Genomic DNA, 16,586 nt, shown 5'->3' with positions numbered 1-16,586 from the left:
GTGCGGGGGCACAACGGGCACATATCCGGCAGCTATGTGCGCACCGCAGCCACCGTCGACGGCCGGCGTGTCCTCACCTTCCGCGTGAACACGGACGCGATCGCGGAACCCGGTCTCGAACCCGCGGTGCTCGCGGCCGAGTTCTGCCCCCGCACCTCGTAGAACGACCGGGTCCCGAACGGAGATCCCGGTTTCTGATACTCGTTCGAGTGATGTCGAAAGCGCCGCCCGGTGCGCGGGAACAGCCGCCTACAGCGGCACGATGTCCGGCGCCCCCAGCCGCGCCGCGTCCGCCGTCAGGTCGTCCGGCTGGCGCTGCGACTCCCGCTCGGCCTCCACCCGCTTCTCGTAGTGCTGTACCTCGCGCTCGAACTGGTCCTTGTCCCAGCCGAGGACCTGCGCCATCAGCCCGGCGGCGTCGCGTGCGCTGCGCGTGCCCCGGTCGAAGGTCTCGAAGGAGATGCGCGTGCGCCGGGTCAGCACGTCGTCCAGATGCCGCGCCCCCTCGTGCGAGGCCGCGTAGACGATCTCGGCGCGCAGATAGTCGTCGGCCGCCGGCAGGGGCTCGCCCAGGGACGGGTCCTCGGCGATGAGCGCGAGGAGTTCCTCGGCCATCGTCCCGTACCGGTTCAGCAGGTGTTCCACCCGCACCACATGCAGCCCGGTCCGGGCGGCGATCCGCGCCCGCGCGTTCCACAGCGCCTGGTAGCCCTCGGCGCCCAGCAGCGGCACGTCCTCCGTGACGCACTCGGCGACCCGCATGTCGAGTCCGTGCACCGCCGCGTCCACCGCGTCCTTGGCCATGACCCGGTAGGTCGTGTACTTGCCGCCGGCCACGACGACGAGCCCGGGCACCGGATGCGCCACGGTGTGCTCGCGCGACAGCTTGCTGGTGGCGTCCGACTCGCCCGCGAGCAGGGGCCGCAGGCCCGCGTACACGCCCTGGACGTCGTCCCTGGTGAGCGGCACCGCGAGCACCGAATTCACATGTTCCAGCAGGTAGTCGATGTCGGCGCTGGACGCCGCCGGGTGGGCCTTGTCGAGGTCCCAGTCGGTGTCCGTGGTGCCGACGATCCAGTGCCGGCCCCAGGGGATGACGAACAGTACGGACTTCTCCGTGCGCAGGATCAGCCCGGTCGTGGAGTGGATCCGGTCGCGCGGTACGACCAGGTGGATGCCCTTGGACGCCCGGACGTGGAACTGGCCGCGCTCCCCGACCATCGCCTGGGTGTCGTCCGTCCAGACGCCGGTCGCGTTGACGACCTGTTTGGCGCGGATCTCGTACTCGCCGCCGCCCTCCACGTCCCGCACCATCGCGCCGACGACCCGCTCGCCCTCGCGCAGGAAGCCCGTCACGCGGGCGCGGTTGGCGGCCTTCGCGCCGTACGCCACCGCCGTGCGCACCAGGGTCGCCACATACCGGGCGTCGTCCATCTGCGCGTCGTAGTACTGCAGTGCCCCGACCAGCGCGTCCTTCTTCAAGCAGGGCGCCACGCGCAGGGCGTGAGAGCGGGTCAGGTGGCGGTGCGTGGGCAGGCCCCGGCCATGTCCCCGGGCCATGGACATGGCGTCGTACATCGCGACGCCCGACCCGGCATAAAGGCGCTCCCAGCCCTTGTGCTGCAAGGGGTACAGGAACGGCACGGGCTTCACCAGATGCGGGGCGAGCCGCTCCAGCAGCAGGCCGCGCTCCTTCAGGGCCTCCCGTACGAGCGCGAAGTCGAGCATCTCCAGGTAGCGCAGGCCGCCGTGGATCAGCTTGCTGGACCGGCTGGAGGTGCCGGACGCCCAGTCACGCGCCTCGACCAGTCCCGTGGACAGGCCCCTGGTCGCGGCGTCGAGGGCGGTGCCCGCACCGACCACGCCTGCGCCCACCACCAGCACGTCCAGCTCGCGCTCGGCCATAGATGCGAGTGACTCGGCGCGCTGCGCCGGCCCGAGTGTCGCTGTCCTCACCGCTGCCTCCCGCTCATCGCGGCGGCTGGTGCCGCCTCGGTCGCGCCGGCCGCACCCCTCGGGTGAGACCCCGTCCGTATCCCATGCCCAAATTCTGACCGTGTTGCCCGACTTCAGCCACCACGGGCCGACAGCCTGTGGACAACACCCACGGGACACTCACCGAAACTCGGGCGAGCAATCCCGCATATCGGTCATATTTACTCCTAGTCTGACATTGCGCTCGCCCGTCCTGTCCACAGGGCTTGCGCACCTGTCCCACTTCGGCTATCGGGAAGGACGGCCACGCCATGCCCGCAGATCTCGCCGTCATCGGACTCGGCCCGTACGGCCTGCCCCTGGCCCAGGCCGCCGTCGCCGCCGGTGTCGCCACCATCGGCTACCGGACCGGCCCCGAGGCCGGCTCCCTCACCGCCGCCGAACAGCGCCGGATGCTCTCGGGGGGCTTCCGGCCGACGACGGACGCCGCCGAGCTCGGCCGGGTGCGCACTGCGGTCATCTGCGCGCCGACCCCGCGGGGCGCGGACGGCGGACTCGACCTGAGCCAGCTGGAGGCGGCCGCGCGCACCCTGGCCGCACAGCTGCGCCCGCACACCACTGTGATCCTGGAGTCCCCTGTGTACCCAGGGACGACAGAGGAATTCCTGCGCCCCCTCCTCGAAGAGGGATCGGGTCTGCGCGCGGGCCGCGACTTCCACCTCGCCTACTCCCCCAGCCGCGTCGACCCCGGCAACCGCGACTTCACCCCCGCCAACACCCCCAAGGTCATCGGCGGCCTCACCCCGGCCTGCACGGAGTCGGCCGCCGCCTTCTACGGACGGCTCACCGACAAGGTGGTACGCGCGCGTGGACCCCGCGAGGCGGAGACGGTGCAGCTCCTGGAGACCAACTACCGGCACGTCAACATCGCCCTCGTCAACGAGATGGCCGTCCTCTGCCACGACCTGGGCGTCGACCTGTGGGACGTCGTCCGCTGCGCGGAGACCAAGCCGTTCGGCTTCCAGGCCTTCCGCCCCGGTCCCGGCGTCGGCGGCCACGCCGTCCCGCAGGACCTGACCGTCCACGGCGGCCGCACCCTGCGCATGGTGGAACTGGCCCAGCAGGTCAACAGCCGCATGCCCGGCTACGTCGTCCAGCGCGCGGCAGCGCTCCTCAACGAACACGGGAAGTCGGCCCGGGGCGCACGCGTGCTGCTCCTGGGCGTCACCTACAAGCCCGACCTCGCCGACCTGCACGGCACGCCCGCCCAGGAGGTCGCCCTGCGCCTGATGGAACTGGGCGCCTCGGTCAGCTACCACGACCCGCACGTCCCCGCCTGGAGCGTCCTGGACCGCCCCGTCCCCCGCGTGGACTCCCTCTACGAGGCGGTCGCCGACGCGGACCTGACCATCCTCCTCCAGCAGCACCGCACGTACGACCTGCAAGGCCTGTCGGTGAAGGCACAGCTGCTGCTGGACACGCGGGGGGCGGCGCCCACGGGGGCGGCGCACCGGTTGTGAAGAAGGGCGCGTGGGGGCGCTGAGCCCCCCGGGCTGGTGGCGCGGGGCACCCCGCCGCCAGTACCTTGGGAGACGGCGGAGCCCACCGCAGAGGCCACTGCGGCAGGCTCCTGGATGGATCACGGAGTGTCCGCCCCTAGTTCTCTTGGGGGCGGCCGCTCACCATCCGAAGCAAGGCGGAGCCCACCGCAGAGGGCACTGCGGCAGGCTCCTGGATGGATCACGGAGTGTCCGCCCCTAGTTCTCTTGGGGGCGGCCGCTCACCATCCGAAAAGTCGCAAGATCCACCTCCTCCGGCACTGCACCATCCGAAGACGGAGTCGGTCCCAGCGGGTGGGCTTGCGGTGGCGTCCCATGGGCGCCCCCTTCCACGACGCCACCCATTGGCCCGGTAGGCGGCACGTCGGAATCGGGCCGGGCCCCGAGGGCGGGGTCCGGAACCGTGTCCTTGGAAGGGGGCACCCAGGAGAACCGGGGCGCCGATCACGGACACTAGCGCCTCGAAACCGCCCTCCACCGCGCCATCCGGCCCGAAGGCAACCACGCGCCCCCATACGCCAACACGCGCCCCTCCAGGGCCAGTTGGGCACGCAAGGGCCTGGTCACTCACCCGAGTGACCAGGCCCTTCCTCGCCCTGGGGGCTGCCGACTACCGCCGGTGCTGCGAGTCCGCCACCGTCACCTCGACCCGCTGGAACTCCTTCAGCTCGCTGTACCCGGTCGTGGCCATCGCCCGTCGCAGCGCGCCGAAGAGGTTCATCGAGCCGTCGGGCGTGTGGGATGGGCCCGTGAGGATCTCCTCGATGGTGCCGACCGTGCCGAGGGCGACCTTCTTGCCGCGCGGCAGCTCCTCGTTCACGGCCTCCATGCCCCAGTGGTGGCCCTTGCCCGGGCCGTCGGTCGCGCGGGCCAGCGGGGAGCCCATCATGACCGCGTCGGCGCCGCAGGCGATCGCCTTGGGCAGGTCGCCGGACCAGCCGACACCACCGTCCGCGATCACGTGCACGTACCGGCCGCCGGACTCGTCCATGTAGTCCCGGCGGGCCGCGGCCACATCGGCGACCGCCGTCGCCATCGGGACCTGGATGCCCAGCACGTTGCGCGTGGTGTGCGCGGCGCCGCCGCCGAAGCCGACCAGCACGCCGGCCGCGCCGGTGCGCATCAGGTGCAGGGCCGCGGTGTACGTGGCGCAGCCGCCGACGATCACCGGGACATCCAGCTCGTAGATGAACTGCTTCAGGTTCAGCGGCTCGTGCGAACCGGAGACGTGCTCCGCCGAGACCGTCGTACCGCGGATGACGAAGATGTCCACGCCCGCGTCGACGACGGCCTTGGAGAACTGGGCCGTGCGCTGCGGGGAGAGCGCGGCGGCCGTGACCACGCCCGAGTCGCGCACCTCCTTGATGCGCGCGCCGATCAGCTCCTCCTTGATGGGCGCCGCGTAGATCTCCTGGAGGCGCCGGGTCGCGGCCTCGGCGGGCAGCTCGGCGATCTCGTCGAGCAGCGGCTGCGGGTCCTCGTAGCGCGTCCACAGGCCTTCGAGGTTCAGCACGCCGAGGCCGCCGAGCTCGCCGATGCGGATGGCGGTGGCCGGGGAGACGACCGAGTCCATGGGGGCGGCCAGGAACGGCAGCTCGAAGCGGTAGGCGTCGATCTGCCAGGCGATCGAGACCTCCTTCGGGTCCCGCGTACGGCGGCTGGGGACGACGGCGATGTCGTCGAAGGCGTACGCCCGGCGGCCGCGCTTGCCGCGCCCGATCTCGATCTCAGTCACGTTGGTGGCCTTTCCCTTTGCGTTTCAGCGTCTTCCAGTATCGCCGACGGGCACGGCGAGGGCGGCCCCGGATGCTCCGGAGCCGCCCTCGGAAGGCCGGGCCTACTTGTTGCGGCTGTAGTTCGGCGCCTCGACGGTCATCTGGATGTCGTGCGGGTGGCTCTCCTTGAGGCCCGCCGACGTGATGCGGACGAAGCGGCCCTTGGTCTCCATCTCCTCGATGGTGGCCGCGCCCACATAGCCCATGGTCTGGCGCAGACCGCCGACGAGCTGGTGCAGCACGTTGGCCAGCGGGCCGCGGTAGGGCACCTGGCCCTCGATGCCCTCGGGCACGAGCTTGTCGTCGGAGGCGACCTCGGCCTGGAAGTAGCGGTCCTTGGAGTACGACCGGCCCTGGCCGCGGGACTGCATCGCACCGAGCGAACCCATGCCGCGGTACGACTTGAACTGCTTGCCGTTGATGAACTGCAGCTCGCCCGGGGACTCCTCGCAGCCCGCGAGGAGGCTGCCCAGCATGACCGTGTCGGCGCCCGCTGCGAGCGCCTTGCCGATGTCGCCCGAGTACTGCAGACCGCCGTCACCGATCAGCGGCACGCCGGCCGGGCGGGCGGCGAGGGACGCCTCGTAGATGGCCGTGACCTGCGGGACGCCGATACCGGCGACGACCCGGGTGGTGCAGATCGAGCCGGGGCCGACGCCCACCTTGATGCCGTCGACACCGGCGTCGATCAGCGCCTGGGCGCCGTCGCGCGTGGCGACGTTGCCGCCGATCACGTCGACGCGCACGCTCGACTTGATCTTCGACATCCAGCTGAGGGCGTTGCTGTTGTGGCCGTGCGAGGTGTCGACGACCAGGAAGTCCACACCGGCCTCGGCGAGCGCCTGGGCCCGCTCCAGCGCCTCGGGGCTGGCGCCCACGGCGGCGCCGACGATCAGACGGCCCTCGGCGTCCTTGGCCGCGTTGGGGTACTGCTCGGCCTTGACGAAGTCCTTGACGGTGATGAGGCCCTTGAGGACGCCCGCGTCGTCGACCAGCGGCAGCTTCTCGATCTTGTGGCGGCGCAGCAGCTCCATGGCGTCGGGGCCGGAGATGCCGACCTTGCCGGTCACCAGGGGCATCGGGGTCATGACCTCGCGCACCTGACGGGAGCGGTCGGTCTCGAAGGCCATGTCGCGGTTGGTGACGATGCCGAGCAGCTTGCCGTTGCCGTCGGTGACGGGGACGCCGCTGATGCGGAACTTGGCGCACAGAGCGTCGGCCTCGCCGAGCGTCGCGTCCGGATGCACCGTGATCGGGTCGGTGACCATCCCCGACTCGGACCGCTTCACCAGGTCGACCTGGTTGACCTGGTCCTCGACGGAGAGGTTGCGGTGCAGGACGCCGACACCGCCCTGGCGGGCCATGGCGATCGCCATGCGCGACTCGGTCACCTTGTCCATGGCGGCGGACAGCAGCGGGATGTTGACCCGCACGTTGCGGGAGATGCGGGACGAGGTGTCGACCGCGCCCGGGAGCACCTCGGATGCACCCGGCAGCAGCAGCACGTCGTCGTAGGTCAGCCCGAGTGTCGCGAATTTACCGGGCACTCCGTCGACGTTTGCAGTCATGACACCTTCCCCAAATGGCCTTGATCGGTGCGGATGTCCATGCTAACGGGAAGCGCGGCTGTCTCATTCCACGGTTCCGCCTGGCTCCGGGCTTCGTATGTTCGTACGGAAGCGGCGCACCGCCTGTTCAGTACAGGGGTTGTTCCGGCAGGGCTACTGCTCGGCCAGCGCCCGCAGCCGGCTCAGCGCCCTGTGCTGCGCCACCCGGACCGCGCCGGGTGACATTCCCAACATCTGGCCCGTCTCCTCGGCCGTGAGACCCACCGCGATCCGCAGCAGCAGCAGTTCCCGCTGGTTCTCGGGCAGGTTGGCGAGCAGTTTCTTGGCCCATTCCGCGTCGCTGCTGAGCAGGGCGCGCTCCTCCGGACCCAGGGAGTCGTCGGGCCGCTCCGGCATTTCGTCGGAGGGGACGGCCGTCGAGCCGGGGTGGCGCATCGCCGCGCGCTGGAGGTCGGCGACCTTGTGGGCGGCGATGGCGAAGACGAACGCCTCGAAGGGGCGCCCGGTGTCCCGGTAGCGGGGCAGTGCGAGGAGCACCGCCACGCAGACCTCCTGGGCGAGGTCCTCCACGAAGTGCCGGGCGTCGCCCGGGAGGCGGGACAGCCGGGTGCGGCAGTAACGCAGGGCCAGGGGGTGGACATGGGCGAGCAGGTCGTGCGTGGCCTGCTCGTCCCCGTCGACGGCGCGGTGGACGAGCGCGCCGATCGCCCCTTGGGCATTGACCGCCTCGTCGTCGCGCATCGGTCCATGGTGCCCTGCGGCCGCCGGGTCCGTGGCACCGCGCCCGTTGTTGTGCACCGAAGCGTTATGAGCAGGTGCGCCGGAACTCATCCCCTGCGCCCTCCCCTTCCGCTCGACCGACTCGTCCCCGAGGAACTCCACACCCTCAAGGATGCGGCATCCGCGGCGAAACGAGCAGCGGGCATCCGGCAGACCCCGGGTCCACCCCCGCCGACCTGGCTTTCCGTGCCCCCACTGCGACCGCTGGGGCCTGCCGTTCGGACCATCCCGGGGCCGTGGGTTCGCGCGTGCGCGCTCCCGGGCTCTCGGTCTCGCCCGGGCGGGGACGGATCCGCTCCGGCGCTGTCGTCAGCCGCCGGCCATGGCACACATGTGAACAGCTCGCACGGGGGCCGCCGTGTGCCCCCGCTCTCCGGTCCTGGCCGGAGAGCGCGCGTCGAAGCCGGCACGGTCCGAAGGGCAGGCCCTAGGGGGTGTCCGTAAAGTCCCGTCGCCGGCCCGGAGGGCGGTCCCTGCGGCGTCCGGTGCGCGCTCTCGGCATGCCGGGCGGACGCCCGCGTACGGGTACGCGGGCGTGCGGCGGATGCGGCGAGGGAGCGTGCCGGGCGTCGCGGGGCGGGCGGGGCTTCGCGGACATCCCCTAGCGCACCAGACCCCACCGGAAGCCGAGCGCTACGGCGTGGGCCCGGTCCGAGGCGCCGAGCTTCTTGAACAGGCGGCGGGCGTGTGTCTTGACGGTGTCCTCGGAGAGGAACAGCTCGCGGCCGATCTCCGCGTTCGAGCGGCCGTGGCTCATGCCTTCGAGCACCTGGATCTCACGCGCCGTGAGCGTCGGCGCGGCGCCCATCTCGGCCGAGCGCAGCCGGCGCGGGGCGAGCCGCCAGGTCGGGTCGGCCAGCGCCTGCGTCACCGTCGCGCGGAGCTCCGCGCGGGAGGCGTCCTTGTGCAGATAGCCGCGGGCACCGGCGGCGACCGCGAGGGCCACACCGTCCAGGTCCTCGGCGACGGTGAGCATGATGATGCGCGCACCGGGGTCGGCGGACAGCAGCCGCCGGACCGTCTCGACGCCGCCCAGGCCGGGCATGCGTACGTCCATCAGAATCAGGTCCGAGCGGTCGGCCCCCCAGCGGCGGAGGACTTCCTCGCCGTTGGCCGCCGTCGTCACGCGCTCTACGCCGGGCACGGTTGCGACCGCGCGACGGAGCGCCTCTCGGGCAAGCGGGGAGTCGTCGCAGACGAGGACGGAAGTCATGACCGCCCTCCGCAGCTGATGCGCGTCACCTTGAGCCTCCAGGCTGGTACGAAATCGTCACCTGTGCGGTTGACCGTCTCGGACGCCCGCCCGAGCACTTGTTCCTTCAACCGCCTCGCACTCTCAACGACGGTCACTCGAAAGAGTTACGGGGGCGGCCGACATCTTCGGCACTCTACGTGAGGGGCCGGACACGGTGCAGACATGCGCAACAGACCCGCGAACTTTCATCACAACCTATGCCCCTTTCGGATCTATTTCTTCCGCTTTGCCGGTGTCTGGAGCTAGATTCGCAATGAGTCATATTTTCATCTCCTTAGATCGTAGTTGTACGGTCGTTGACACCGGATCCGCCCAGAACGGCTACAAGGGGTCACGTAATGGCAGATTTCTCCCGCCTTCCCGGACCGAACGCGGACCTGTGGGACTGGCAGCTGCTGGCTGCCTGTCGTGGGGTGGACAGCTCGCTCTTCTTCCATCCGGAGGGCGAGCGCGGTGCGGCTCGGAGCGCTCGCGAGAACTCGGCCAAAGAGGTCTGCATGAGGTGCCCTGTGCGTGCCGAGTGCGCCGCCCACGCGCTGGCGGTGCGGGAACCGTACGGCGTGTGGGGCGGACTGACCGAGGACGAGCGCGAAGAGCTGATGGGACGGGCGCGCAACCGGCTGGTGTCGGCGTCGACATCCGGCGGGCACGCCGCCTCGAACACCTGAAGTAACGTTTCTGCGAGAGAGGCACGCGCACGCGTGCCGTTTGGTTTTTGACGCGCCGGCGCTGTGGCCGGACGCCCCTGCGCCGTAGCTGGGGCGCGCCTGCGCCGTGGCTAGCGGTGGGCGGCCCGTGCCAGCTGGCCGAGCGTCGCCGCCACCGCCGGGACCTGTGCGAGGTCGGGCAGGGTGAGCGCGACGATCTCCCGGCGTACCGCCGGTTCCAGCGTCACGGTCCGTACTCCCCGGGGCCGTACGGACTCGATCGCCAGCTGAGGCAGCACGGCCACGCCCAGACCGGCCCCGACCAGCCCCGCGACCGCCGGGTAGTCGTCGGTCGCGAAGTCGATGCGCGGGGTGAAGCCGGCCGCCGCACACACCTCGACGAGCTGACCGCGACAGCGCGGGCAGCCCGCGATCCACGCCTCCCGCGCGAGGTCGCCGATCGCGACGGACTCGGCGCCCGCGAGGCGGTGCCGCTCCGGCACGAGTGCGACGAGCCGGTCCGTCAGCAGCGGCCGTACGACGAGGTCCTCCCACTCCTCGGCGCCCGCCGCCCCCTCGTAGCGGAAGGCGAGCGCCACGTCGCAGTCGCCCTCGCGCAGCATGCCGACGGACGCGGGCGGTTCGGCCTCCTCCAGGAAGACCCGGGTGCCGGGGTGCGCCTCGCGCAGGGCGGCGAGGGCGGTCGGCACGAGCGTGGAGCTGCCGCTGGGGAAGGAGACGAGCCGGACCCGGCCCGCGCGCAGCCCGGCGATGGCGGCGACCTCCTCCTCCGCGGCCGTGAGCCCGGCGAGGATCCCGGCGGCGTGCCGCACCAGCGCCTCGCCGGCCTGGGTCAGGCGCATCTCGCGTCCCGTACGGATCAGCAGAGGTGTGCCGACGGAGGCTTCCAGGGCCTTCATCTGCTGGCTGACGGCGGGCTGGGTACAGCCCAGTTCGCGCCCGGCGGCGGAGAAGGAACCGGTGGCCGCGACGGCGCGCAGGACACGGAGATGACGGGCTTCGATCACCCGTCGAGAATAAGCGACCCTTTGCATCCGCTCCGAATAATGCGTCGACGCTTTGGGGCCGGGTCTCCTACCGTGCGGGCATGAAGCTTCTGTCTGTGAATCTGGGCCGTGCCAAGGCTGTGCCGTACACGGACAACCCGGAGGGTGTGACCGGAATCGACAAGCGGCCGTTCGACGGGCCGGTGCGGGTCTCGGCGCCCGGGCCCAAGGGCGTCGGCGGGAGCGGGCTGGCCGGGGACGCGGTGTGCAAGCTGGAGCACCACGGCGGCGACGACCAGGCGGTCTACGCGATGGCGCGCGAGGACATGGACGCGTGGGAACGCGAGCTGGGCCGGACGCTGCCCGACGGGGCGTTCGGCGAGAACCTCACGACAGAGGGTCTCGACGTGTCCGGCGCGCGGATCGGCGAGCGCTGGCGCATCGGGCCCGAGGTGGTGCTGGAGATCACCTGCGGGCGGATCCCGTGCCGCACGTTCCAGGGCCATCTGGACGAGAAGCAGTGGGTGAAGCGGTTCACACGGCGGGGGGCGCCCGGGGCGTATCTCCGGGTGATCCAGCCCGGGGAGATCCGGGCGGGCGACCCCGTGGAGATCGTGCACCGGCCGGAGCACGACGTGACCGTGGCCTTCCAGTTCCGGGCGGTGACCACCGAGCGGACGCTGCTGCCGCGGCTGCTGCCGGCGGGCGAGGCGCTGCACCCGGAGTCGCTGCGGCTGGCGCGGGAGTACGCGGAGAAGCACGGGGTCTGACGGCCGCTCGCCGGTCCGGTCCGACGACCGCTCGCCGGGCGGGTCTCCACCGACCCTTCACCGGCGAGACCCCCGCACGGAAGCGGATGCTCCTACTCCAGGTCACTAACCTTCTGCCATGACAACGGCTCTGATTACGGGATCGACGGCAGGCATCGGGGCCGCGTTCGCGCGGCGACTGGCGGCGGACGGGCACAACCTCGTGCTGGTGGCCCGCGATACCAAGCGGCTCCGGGAGCAGGCGACCGAGCTGCACGACCGGCACGGCATCGAGGCGGAGGTGCTGACGGCCGACCTCGCCGAGGACCAGGGCATCGAGTCGGTGGCCGACCGGCTGGGCGACCGCAAGAACCCCGTCGACCTGCTCGTCAACAATGCCGGATTCGGCAACAAGGGCCGTTATCCCGACGTTCCCATGGCCGACGAGCTGCGCATGCTGAAGGTGCACTGCGAGGCGGTGCTGCGGCTGACGTCCGCGGCGACTGAGGCCATGCGGGAGCGCGGGCGCGGCGGCGTCGTGAACGTCGCGTCGGTGGCCGCGTTCGTCCCGCGGGGCACCTACGGCGCGTCCAAGGCCTGGGTCGTGCAGTTCACCCAGGGCGCCGCGCGCGACCTGGCGGGCAGCGGCGTACGGCTGATGGCGCTCTGCCCCGGCTTCGTGCGCACCGAGTTCCACGAGCGGGCCGGCATGGGCACGGACAACATCCCGGCCTGGATGTGGCTCGACGCGGACAAGCTGGTGGCGGCGGCACTGCACGACCTGGCCCGTGGCAGGACGCTGTCCATCCCGGACCCGCGCTACAAGGCGCTGATGGGGGCGGCGAGGCTGGTGCCGCGGGGCGTACTCGGCGCGGTGTCGTCTAGGACGGGTCGGAAGTACGGGCCCCAGTAGGAACCCCGGCGTGCCACCCGCAGGCAGACTTCATGGCGTCGGCGGCCTCCAGCACGAGCACAACCGCGTCCGGTGCCTGCCCGAGGAGCGCGGGCAGGGCCGACACCCACTCACCGCCCTGGAGGGCCAGGGCAGCCAGTCGCCGGGCCTGTTCGCCGTCGGTCGTCGCGGCCGCGATGAGCGCCCGGGCCCTGGCCAGCGTCGCCGGAACGGACAGCGTCCGTGCGAGTTCCTCGGCGCGGGCGCACTCTCCCGTCCCGGCCAGCACCTCGACCAGGGCGAGCGTCCCGTGAGCGCGGTCGTACGGGTCCTCGATGGTGCCCAGCGTCTCCATGGCACGCTCGTGGTGCCCGAGGGCGGTCAGGGCCTCGGCCACGGCTACCGCCTCGATGTACCAGGCGGACCCGCTCGGCCGGACCGGTGGCGGCATGGCGGCGAGCGCGGCCTCGGCCGCCTCCCGGTCCCCCGCCGCGGCCAGGGCCCTGACCAGAGCGCTCAGCTCCATCGTGGAGGGGCGGTCGTACCCGCTCTCGATCGCGATCACTTCGTCGACGATGCGCCGCCCCCTGTCGGTGTGACCCGTTTCGGTCATCGTCACGGCGAGCGCGCAGAGCGCTGAGACACCGGGTCCGGGCCAGGCGGCTCTGCGCACATGGGCCTCGGCCGCTTCGACGTCGCCTGCTTCGGCCAGACCGCGAGCGAACGGCACGACCAGCGGTGACAGGAGTTCCGCGAGTGCGGGATCCGCCTCGGCCTCGGCCATTATCACCGCTGCGCCCCGGGCCACCTCACCGGATCTGGCCCATGCCCGCATCACCGGGCTCAGGAGATCTCGCCGGTCGTAGTCGTCAGGTACCCGACGTGCCAGCGTCTCCGCCCGGTCCGGCTCTCCGGTGGCCGTGCGGGCGGCGACCAGCGCCCGCAGGGACGAGATGTACTCCCCGTGAGAGGCGTACGGCTCGCTCCTGGGGTCCGCGACCAGCGACTCGGTCCCGTCGAGCACCGCGAGCGCCGCTTCCCGGTGCCCCGCTTCGGCCAGCGCCCTGGCGGCGAGGCCGAGTTTCCGGGCGGCCGTCAGCGGATGGAGCACTCGGGTCCGGCTCTCCACGGCCAGCAGGAGTCGCTCGGCCTCCTCGCGCCGTCCCGCCCGCACCAGTGCGGCAGCCACTTCCAGCGACGCATGGGTGTGCTCCACCGGGTGGGACAGGGAATCGGCGAGCGTCCGGGCCCGGTCCGGGTCTCCGGACTGCGCCAGGGATTCGACGACCTCGTAGAGGGCTGACGGGTCATCAGCCCGGCGACCGAGGGTGCGTGCCAGCGCTTCGGCCCGGTCGGCATCGCCCCCGTCCGCCATGATGCGCACGAGGGAGCACAGCGTCGTCAACGCGACATCCGCGGCGGGGATCTGCCGGGCCAGGGCCTCGGCCTGCTCGTAGCGGCCGGCTCTCGCCCGGGCCCGTGCCACCTCCCGCAGCGCGTAGTGGTTCCCACGAGGATCCAGCGTGCCGAGCAGTGCCTCGGCCCGGTCCAGTTCCCCTGCCCACGCCAGCCACCCGGTCAGCTCCGCCACGGCCGCCTCGTGGCCCGCCTCACCGCGCAGGCCGGCCAGGAACGCCTCGGCCTGGTCGAACTCGCCTGCCTCGGCCAGGAGGTTCACCACGTCCTCGGCGTCCGCACGGTCCCGCGCCCACGCCAAGGCCTCGGCGCACAGGGCGTCAGCGCGTCGGTGCTGCCCCGACTCGCGCAGTGCGGAGGCCAGGGTGAACAGCGCGCCGGCGCGGGCGCCCGGCTCGGTGGCCCTCGCCATCGCCTCCGCCTCGGCGTGCCGGCCCGCGGCGGCGTGGGCCGCTATCACGGTGTTCTCCATACCGGTGCGGCACTCCTTGTTGGGGGCGCCGTCGACCAGGTCCTGTGCGAGATCCCACCGCTGGGCCGCGAGGCAGGCCTTGCCGACCTGGACGTAGGTGTGTACGGCGAGGTGCTGGGTGCTGACCGTCCGCGCGAGCGCTGCCGCCCTGTCGAACTGCCCGGCCCGGGCCAGGAGGTCCGCCACCGCGCAGCGCGCCACGTTGTCCCGGCCCTGTCCCTCGCCCTGGCGCGCCGCCTGCTCCGCCTCGGCGAGCAGTTCCAGCGCCCCGTCGTGGTCTTCCCGCTCCAGCAGCACATCGGCGACGGCGGCCAGGCCCATGGCCCGGCGATGGCCGTCGGGGAGGCCGCGGGCCAGTGCGACGGCCCGGCCGGTCTGCCCGGCCAGGGCCCAGGCGTGCGGCAGGGAGTCCGGGGCGCCCGCACTGCGGTCGGCCAGCCGCTCCCGGTGGATCGCCAGGCGCAGTGAGTCGAGCGGCCGTCGCGCACCGCGCTCGATGATCAGGTCCTCGGTGAGGTGGATCTCGTTCACGGCGGAGGCGTCACTGCCGGTGAGGGCCAGCATGCGCTCCTGCCGTCGGGTGTCCGCCCCGCAGCACAGCATCCGCTCCAGGTCACCGGTGGACCGGAGCATCCGGAAGTAGCCCCGCAGCAGGTACTCCGGTGTCTCCCGCGGCCAGCCGCGCCCGCGCCACTCCTCGGCCCAGGCGTGCAGTTTCGCGCGGTAGAGGTCCGTCTCGGACGGGCCGAGCATCTCCTCCGCCTGGGACTGCAACTCCTCGTGACCGAGCAGGTAGACGTCGACGCGCAGGCCGAAGGTCCGCCCCGCCCGGGTCCGCAGGACATCCCGCACCCGGTACGGAACCGCCCCGGTCAGCGCCGCCAGGTCCTCGGCCGTCAGGCCGCCGCCCGCCGCCGCCACCAGGCCGAGCAGGTCGTGCTCCAGGCCGCCCGCCTCGATCAGCCGCTTCAGCTCGCGTTCCGCCTCCGCGCGGATCGCCCGGGCGTACGGGGACGGCGACAGCGTCCGTACGATCGCGGGGTCGCGCAGCGGATGGTCCTCGGGTACGTCACCGGGCAGCGGCGGATTCAGCCGCCCCGCGACCAGGACCCGCATCCCGGCCTCCGGGCGGGCGGGCAGCAGGCTCGCGATGCTGTGGGCGTCCGGGCCGGTGGTGACGCCGCGGTCCTCGTCCAGGCCGTCGACCAGGAGGACCAGGCGTTCCCCGCGCTCGGCGCAGGCGCGGGCGGCGGCGCCGTACAGGTACAGCAGGTGGGCCTCGCGGGTCGCCACGGTCAGGTGGGCGGGCAGGGCCTGACCGGCCAGCTCCGCCAGCTGTTCGAGTACGACGTCCACGTACGCCGCGACGTCGTTCTGGGCGCCCAGCCGGGCCGTGATGAAGAACGGCACGATCCGTACGCCCCGCGGAGGGTGCAGGGCGAACCAGGACAGCAGCGCCGTCTTGCCGGCCCAGGCGCCCGCGCGCCACCAGGCGTACGCCGGGCCGGAGTCGGCCGTGCCGAAGGCGGACAGCCCGGCCAACTCCTCCTCGCGGTCGACGAGTCGGGGCGGGGCGATGCGGCGGACCTGCTCCCAGTACGCCGAACGCACCGCCGGGGCGAGCAGGATGCGGTTGTGATCGCCGGTGACGGCCACCGCGATGTCACCGCCCGCGGTCACCGACCGCTCCCCCCGCTTCCCCCACCAGCGCATGACCTCATGATGCCAAAGGGCCGGGAGGCGACGAGCGGCCCTGGTGGGGACAATGGAGCGGTACAGCCGGACCCAGGGGGGCCGGAGGCGAGGCCATGACCTTCGTACAGCTCATCGAATGCAGGACCAGCCGGCTCGACGAGATGAACCGGCTGATGGACCGGTGGGTCGAGCAGACCAAGGGGAAACGGACCGCTACGCACAGCGTGGTGGCGAAGGACCGGGCCGACTCCTCGCACATCGTCGAGATCGTGGAGTTCCCGTCCTACGAGGAGGCGATGCGCAACTCCGGGCTTCCGGAGACGGGCCGGATCTTCCAGGACATGGTGGCGCTCTGCGACGAGACGCCGACGTTCACGGACCTGGACGTGGTGCGGGACGAGCAGCTGAACGCGGCCACGGCACGCAGGTTCTTCGAGCTGACGCCCGGGCAGGGTGCGGCGCCGGCGTTCAACGACGTGTTCATCGAGGGCTACCACGACCACGATCCCGCCAATGTGCAGGACACCATCGGGCTGGACGCGATGCGGCGCGAGGTGGAGGTGTGGCGGGGCGGGTTCGACTTCTCGTTCACGATCGAGGACCAGATCGCCCAGGGCGACCGGGTGTGCACGCGGTGGACCTGGAAGGGGCACCACGAGGGTGAGTTCCTCGGGATTCCGCCGACCGGGAAGGACGTCACCATGACCGGGACGACCGTGCACCGCTGCACGCCGGACGGGAAGCTCGCCGAGGGCTGGTGGCAGTACGACCGGCTGGGGCTGATGCAGCAGCTCGGGGCGCTGGACCCGCTGGAGTTGTGACGGGACCCGTGTACG

At 72.0% G+C, this 16,586-nt stretch carries 12 protein-coding genes and 1 pseudogene; 6 read left to right on the top strand and 7 right to left on the bottom strand.

From position 1 onward, the window contains the following. Positions 1-162 (top strand): annotated as a pseudogene (locus ACFZDA_RS21405) (serine hydrolase); the annotation flags it as partial. Between the two features lie 87 nt (positions 163-249). Here ACFZDA_RS21405 and ACFZDA_RS21400 read toward each other — a convergent pair. Further along, positions 250-1,956 carry an FAD-dependent oxidoreductase gene (locus ACFZDA_RS21400; RefSeq protein WP_391083644.1) on the bottom strand — a complete coding sequence of 569 codons (1,707 nt, stop codon included), beginning with the start codon at positions 1,954-1,956 and terminating at the stop codon, positions 250-252. A 290-nt stretch (positions 1,957-2,246) separates the two neighbouring features. Here ACFZDA_RS21400 and ACFZDA_RS21395 point away from each other — a divergent pair, with 290 nt between their 5' ends. Continuing rightward, positions 2,247-3,455: a nucleotide sugar dehydrogenase gene (locus ACFZDA_RS21395; RefSeq protein ID WP_391083642.1), complete on the top strand. Its 1,209-nt coding sequence runs from the start codon at positions 2,247-2,249 to the stop codon at positions 3,453-3,455. Between the two features lie 649 nt (positions 3,456-4,104). Here the strand turns inward: ACFZDA_RS21395 and ACFZDA_RS21390 are convergent. The 4 genes from ACFZDA_RS21390 to ACFZDA_RS21375 form a co-directional block, all read right to left on the bottom strand. After that, positions 4,105-5,229, bottom strand: coding sequence for a GuaB3 family IMP dehydrogenase-related protein (locus ACFZDA_RS21390; RefSeq protein ID WP_355853900.1), 1,125 nt, complete (start codon positions 5,227-5,229; stop codon positions 4,105-4,107). A 102-nt stretch (positions 5,230-5,331) separates the two neighbouring features. After that, positions 5,332-6,837, bottom strand: coding sequence for an IMP dehydrogenase (gene guaB / locus ACFZDA_RS21385; protein ID WP_391083638.1), 1,506 nt, complete (start codon positions 6,835-6,837; stop codon positions 5,332-5,334). 153 nt (positions 6,838-6,990) lie between these two features. After that, on the bottom strand, positions 6,991-7,578 hold the full coding sequence (locus tag ACFZDA_RS21380) for a sigma-70 family RNA polymerase sigma factor (protein ID WP_010036508.1): 588 nt from the start codon (positions 7,576-7,578) through the stop codon (positions 6,991-6,993). Between the two features lie 640 nt (positions 7,579-8,218). Continuing rightward, the gene (locus tag ACFZDA_RS21375; RefSeq protein ID WP_003948568.1) at positions 8,219-8,830 is read right to left on the bottom strand and encodes a response regulator transcription factor; all 612 of its coding nucleotides are present in this window, start codon (positions 8,828-8,830) and stop codon (positions 8,219-8,221) included. Positions 8,831-9,210: 380 nt separating this feature from the next. Between ACFZDA_RS21375 and ACFZDA_RS21370 the strand changes: the two genes are divergently transcribed. After that, positions 9,211-9,540, top strand: coding sequence for a WhiB family transcriptional regulator (locus ACFZDA_RS21370; RefSeq protein WP_086561542.1), 330 nt, complete (start codon positions 9,211-9,213; stop codon positions 9,538-9,540). Between the two features lie 110 nt (positions 9,541-9,650). Here the strand turns inward: ACFZDA_RS21370 and ACFZDA_RS21365 are convergent, their stop codons facing one another. Further along, positions 9,651-10,547: a LysR substrate-binding domain-containing protein gene (locus ACFZDA_RS21365; protein WP_391083634.1), complete on the bottom strand. Its 897-nt coding sequence runs from the start codon at positions 10,545-10,547 to the stop codon at positions 9,651-9,653. A gap of 80 nt (positions 10,548-10,627) precedes the next feature. Between ACFZDA_RS21365 and ACFZDA_RS21360 the strand changes: the two genes are divergently transcribed. Together ACFZDA_RS21360 and ACFZDA_RS21355 are read left to right on the top strand one after the other, a co-directional pair. Continuing rightward, entirely contained in the window at positions 10,628-11,296 is a 669-nt protein-coding gene (locus ACFZDA_RS21360) for an MOSC domain-containing protein (protein ID WP_391083631.1), read from the top strand. A gap of 118 nt (positions 11,297-11,414) precedes the next feature. Further along, on the top strand, positions 11,415-12,188 hold the full coding sequence (locus ACFZDA_RS21355) for an SDR family NAD(P)-dependent oxidoreductase (RefSeq protein WP_391083628.1): 774 nt from the start codon (positions 11,415-11,417) through the stop codon (positions 12,186-12,188). On the opposite strand, the gene ACFZDA_RS21350 is transcribed toward ACFZDA_RS21355, so the two are convergent. Then, complete coding sequence (locus ACFZDA_RS21350; protein ID WP_391083625.1) at positions 12,157-15,768, bottom strand: hypothetical protein; 3,612 nt, start codon at positions 15,766-15,768, stop codon at positions 12,157-12,159. The two genes, ACFZDA_RS21355 and ACFZDA_RS21350, sit on opposite strands and share 32 nt — an antisense overlap. Before the next feature lie 95 nt (positions 15,769-15,863). On the opposite strand from ACFZDA_RS21350, the gene ACFZDA_RS21345 reads away from it, so the two are divergent. Next, positions 15,864-16,571 carry an ester cyclase gene (locus tag ACFZDA_RS21345; protein ID WP_391083622.1) on the top strand — a complete coding sequence of 236 codons (708 nt, stop codon included), beginning with the start codon at positions 15,864-15,866 and terminating at the stop codon, positions 16,569-16,571. Positions 16,572-16,586 lie beyond the last annotated feature (15 nt).

The sequence above is a fragment of the Streptomyces sp. NPDC007991 genome, assembly GCF_042958445.1.
Lineage (GTDB): Bacteria > Actinomycetota > Actinomycetes > Streptomycetales > Streptomycetaceae > Streptomyces.
The sequence above is the reverse complement of the archived record's forward strand: the minus strand, read 5'-3'. Positions and strand labels throughout refer to the sequence as shown.

Coding starts and splice junctions, on each gene's coding strand:
- ACFZDA_RS21350 (WP_391083625.1), bottom strand. CDS start 15,768: ATGCGCTGGTGGGGGAAGCGGGGGGAGCGGTCGGTGACCGCGGGCGGT.
- ACFZDA_RS21380 (WP_010036508.1), bottom strand. CDS start 7,578: ATGCGCGACGACGAGGCGGTCAATGCCCAAGGGGCGATCGGCGCGCTC.
- guaB (WP_391083638.1), bottom strand. CDS start 6,837: ATGACTGCAAACGTCGACGGAGTGCCCGGTAAATTCGCGACACTCGGG.
- ACFZDA_RS21395 (WP_391083642.1), top strand. CDS start 2,247: ATGCCCGCAGATCTCGCCGTCATCGGACTCGGCCCGTACGGCCTGCCC.
- ACFZDA_RS21345 (WP_391083622.1), top strand. CDS start 15,864: ATGACCTTCGTACAGCTCATCGAATGCAGGACCAGCCGGCTCGACGAG.
- ACFZDA_RS21375 (WP_003948568.1), bottom strand. CDS start 8,830: ATGACTTCCGTCCTCGTCTGCGACGACTCCCCGCTTGCCCGAGAGGCG.
- ACFZDA_RS21355 (WP_391083628.1), top strand. CDS start 11,415: ATGACAACGGCTCTGATTACGGGATCGACGGCAGGCATCGGGGCCGCG.
- ACFZDA_RS21370 (WP_086561542.1), top strand. CDS start 9,211: ATGGCAGATTTCTCCCGCCTTCCCGGACCGAACGCGGACCTGTGGGAC.
- ACFZDA_RS21360 (WP_391083631.1), top strand. CDS start 10,628: ATGAAGCTTCTGTCTGTGAATCTGGGCCGTGCCAAGGCTGTGCCGTAC.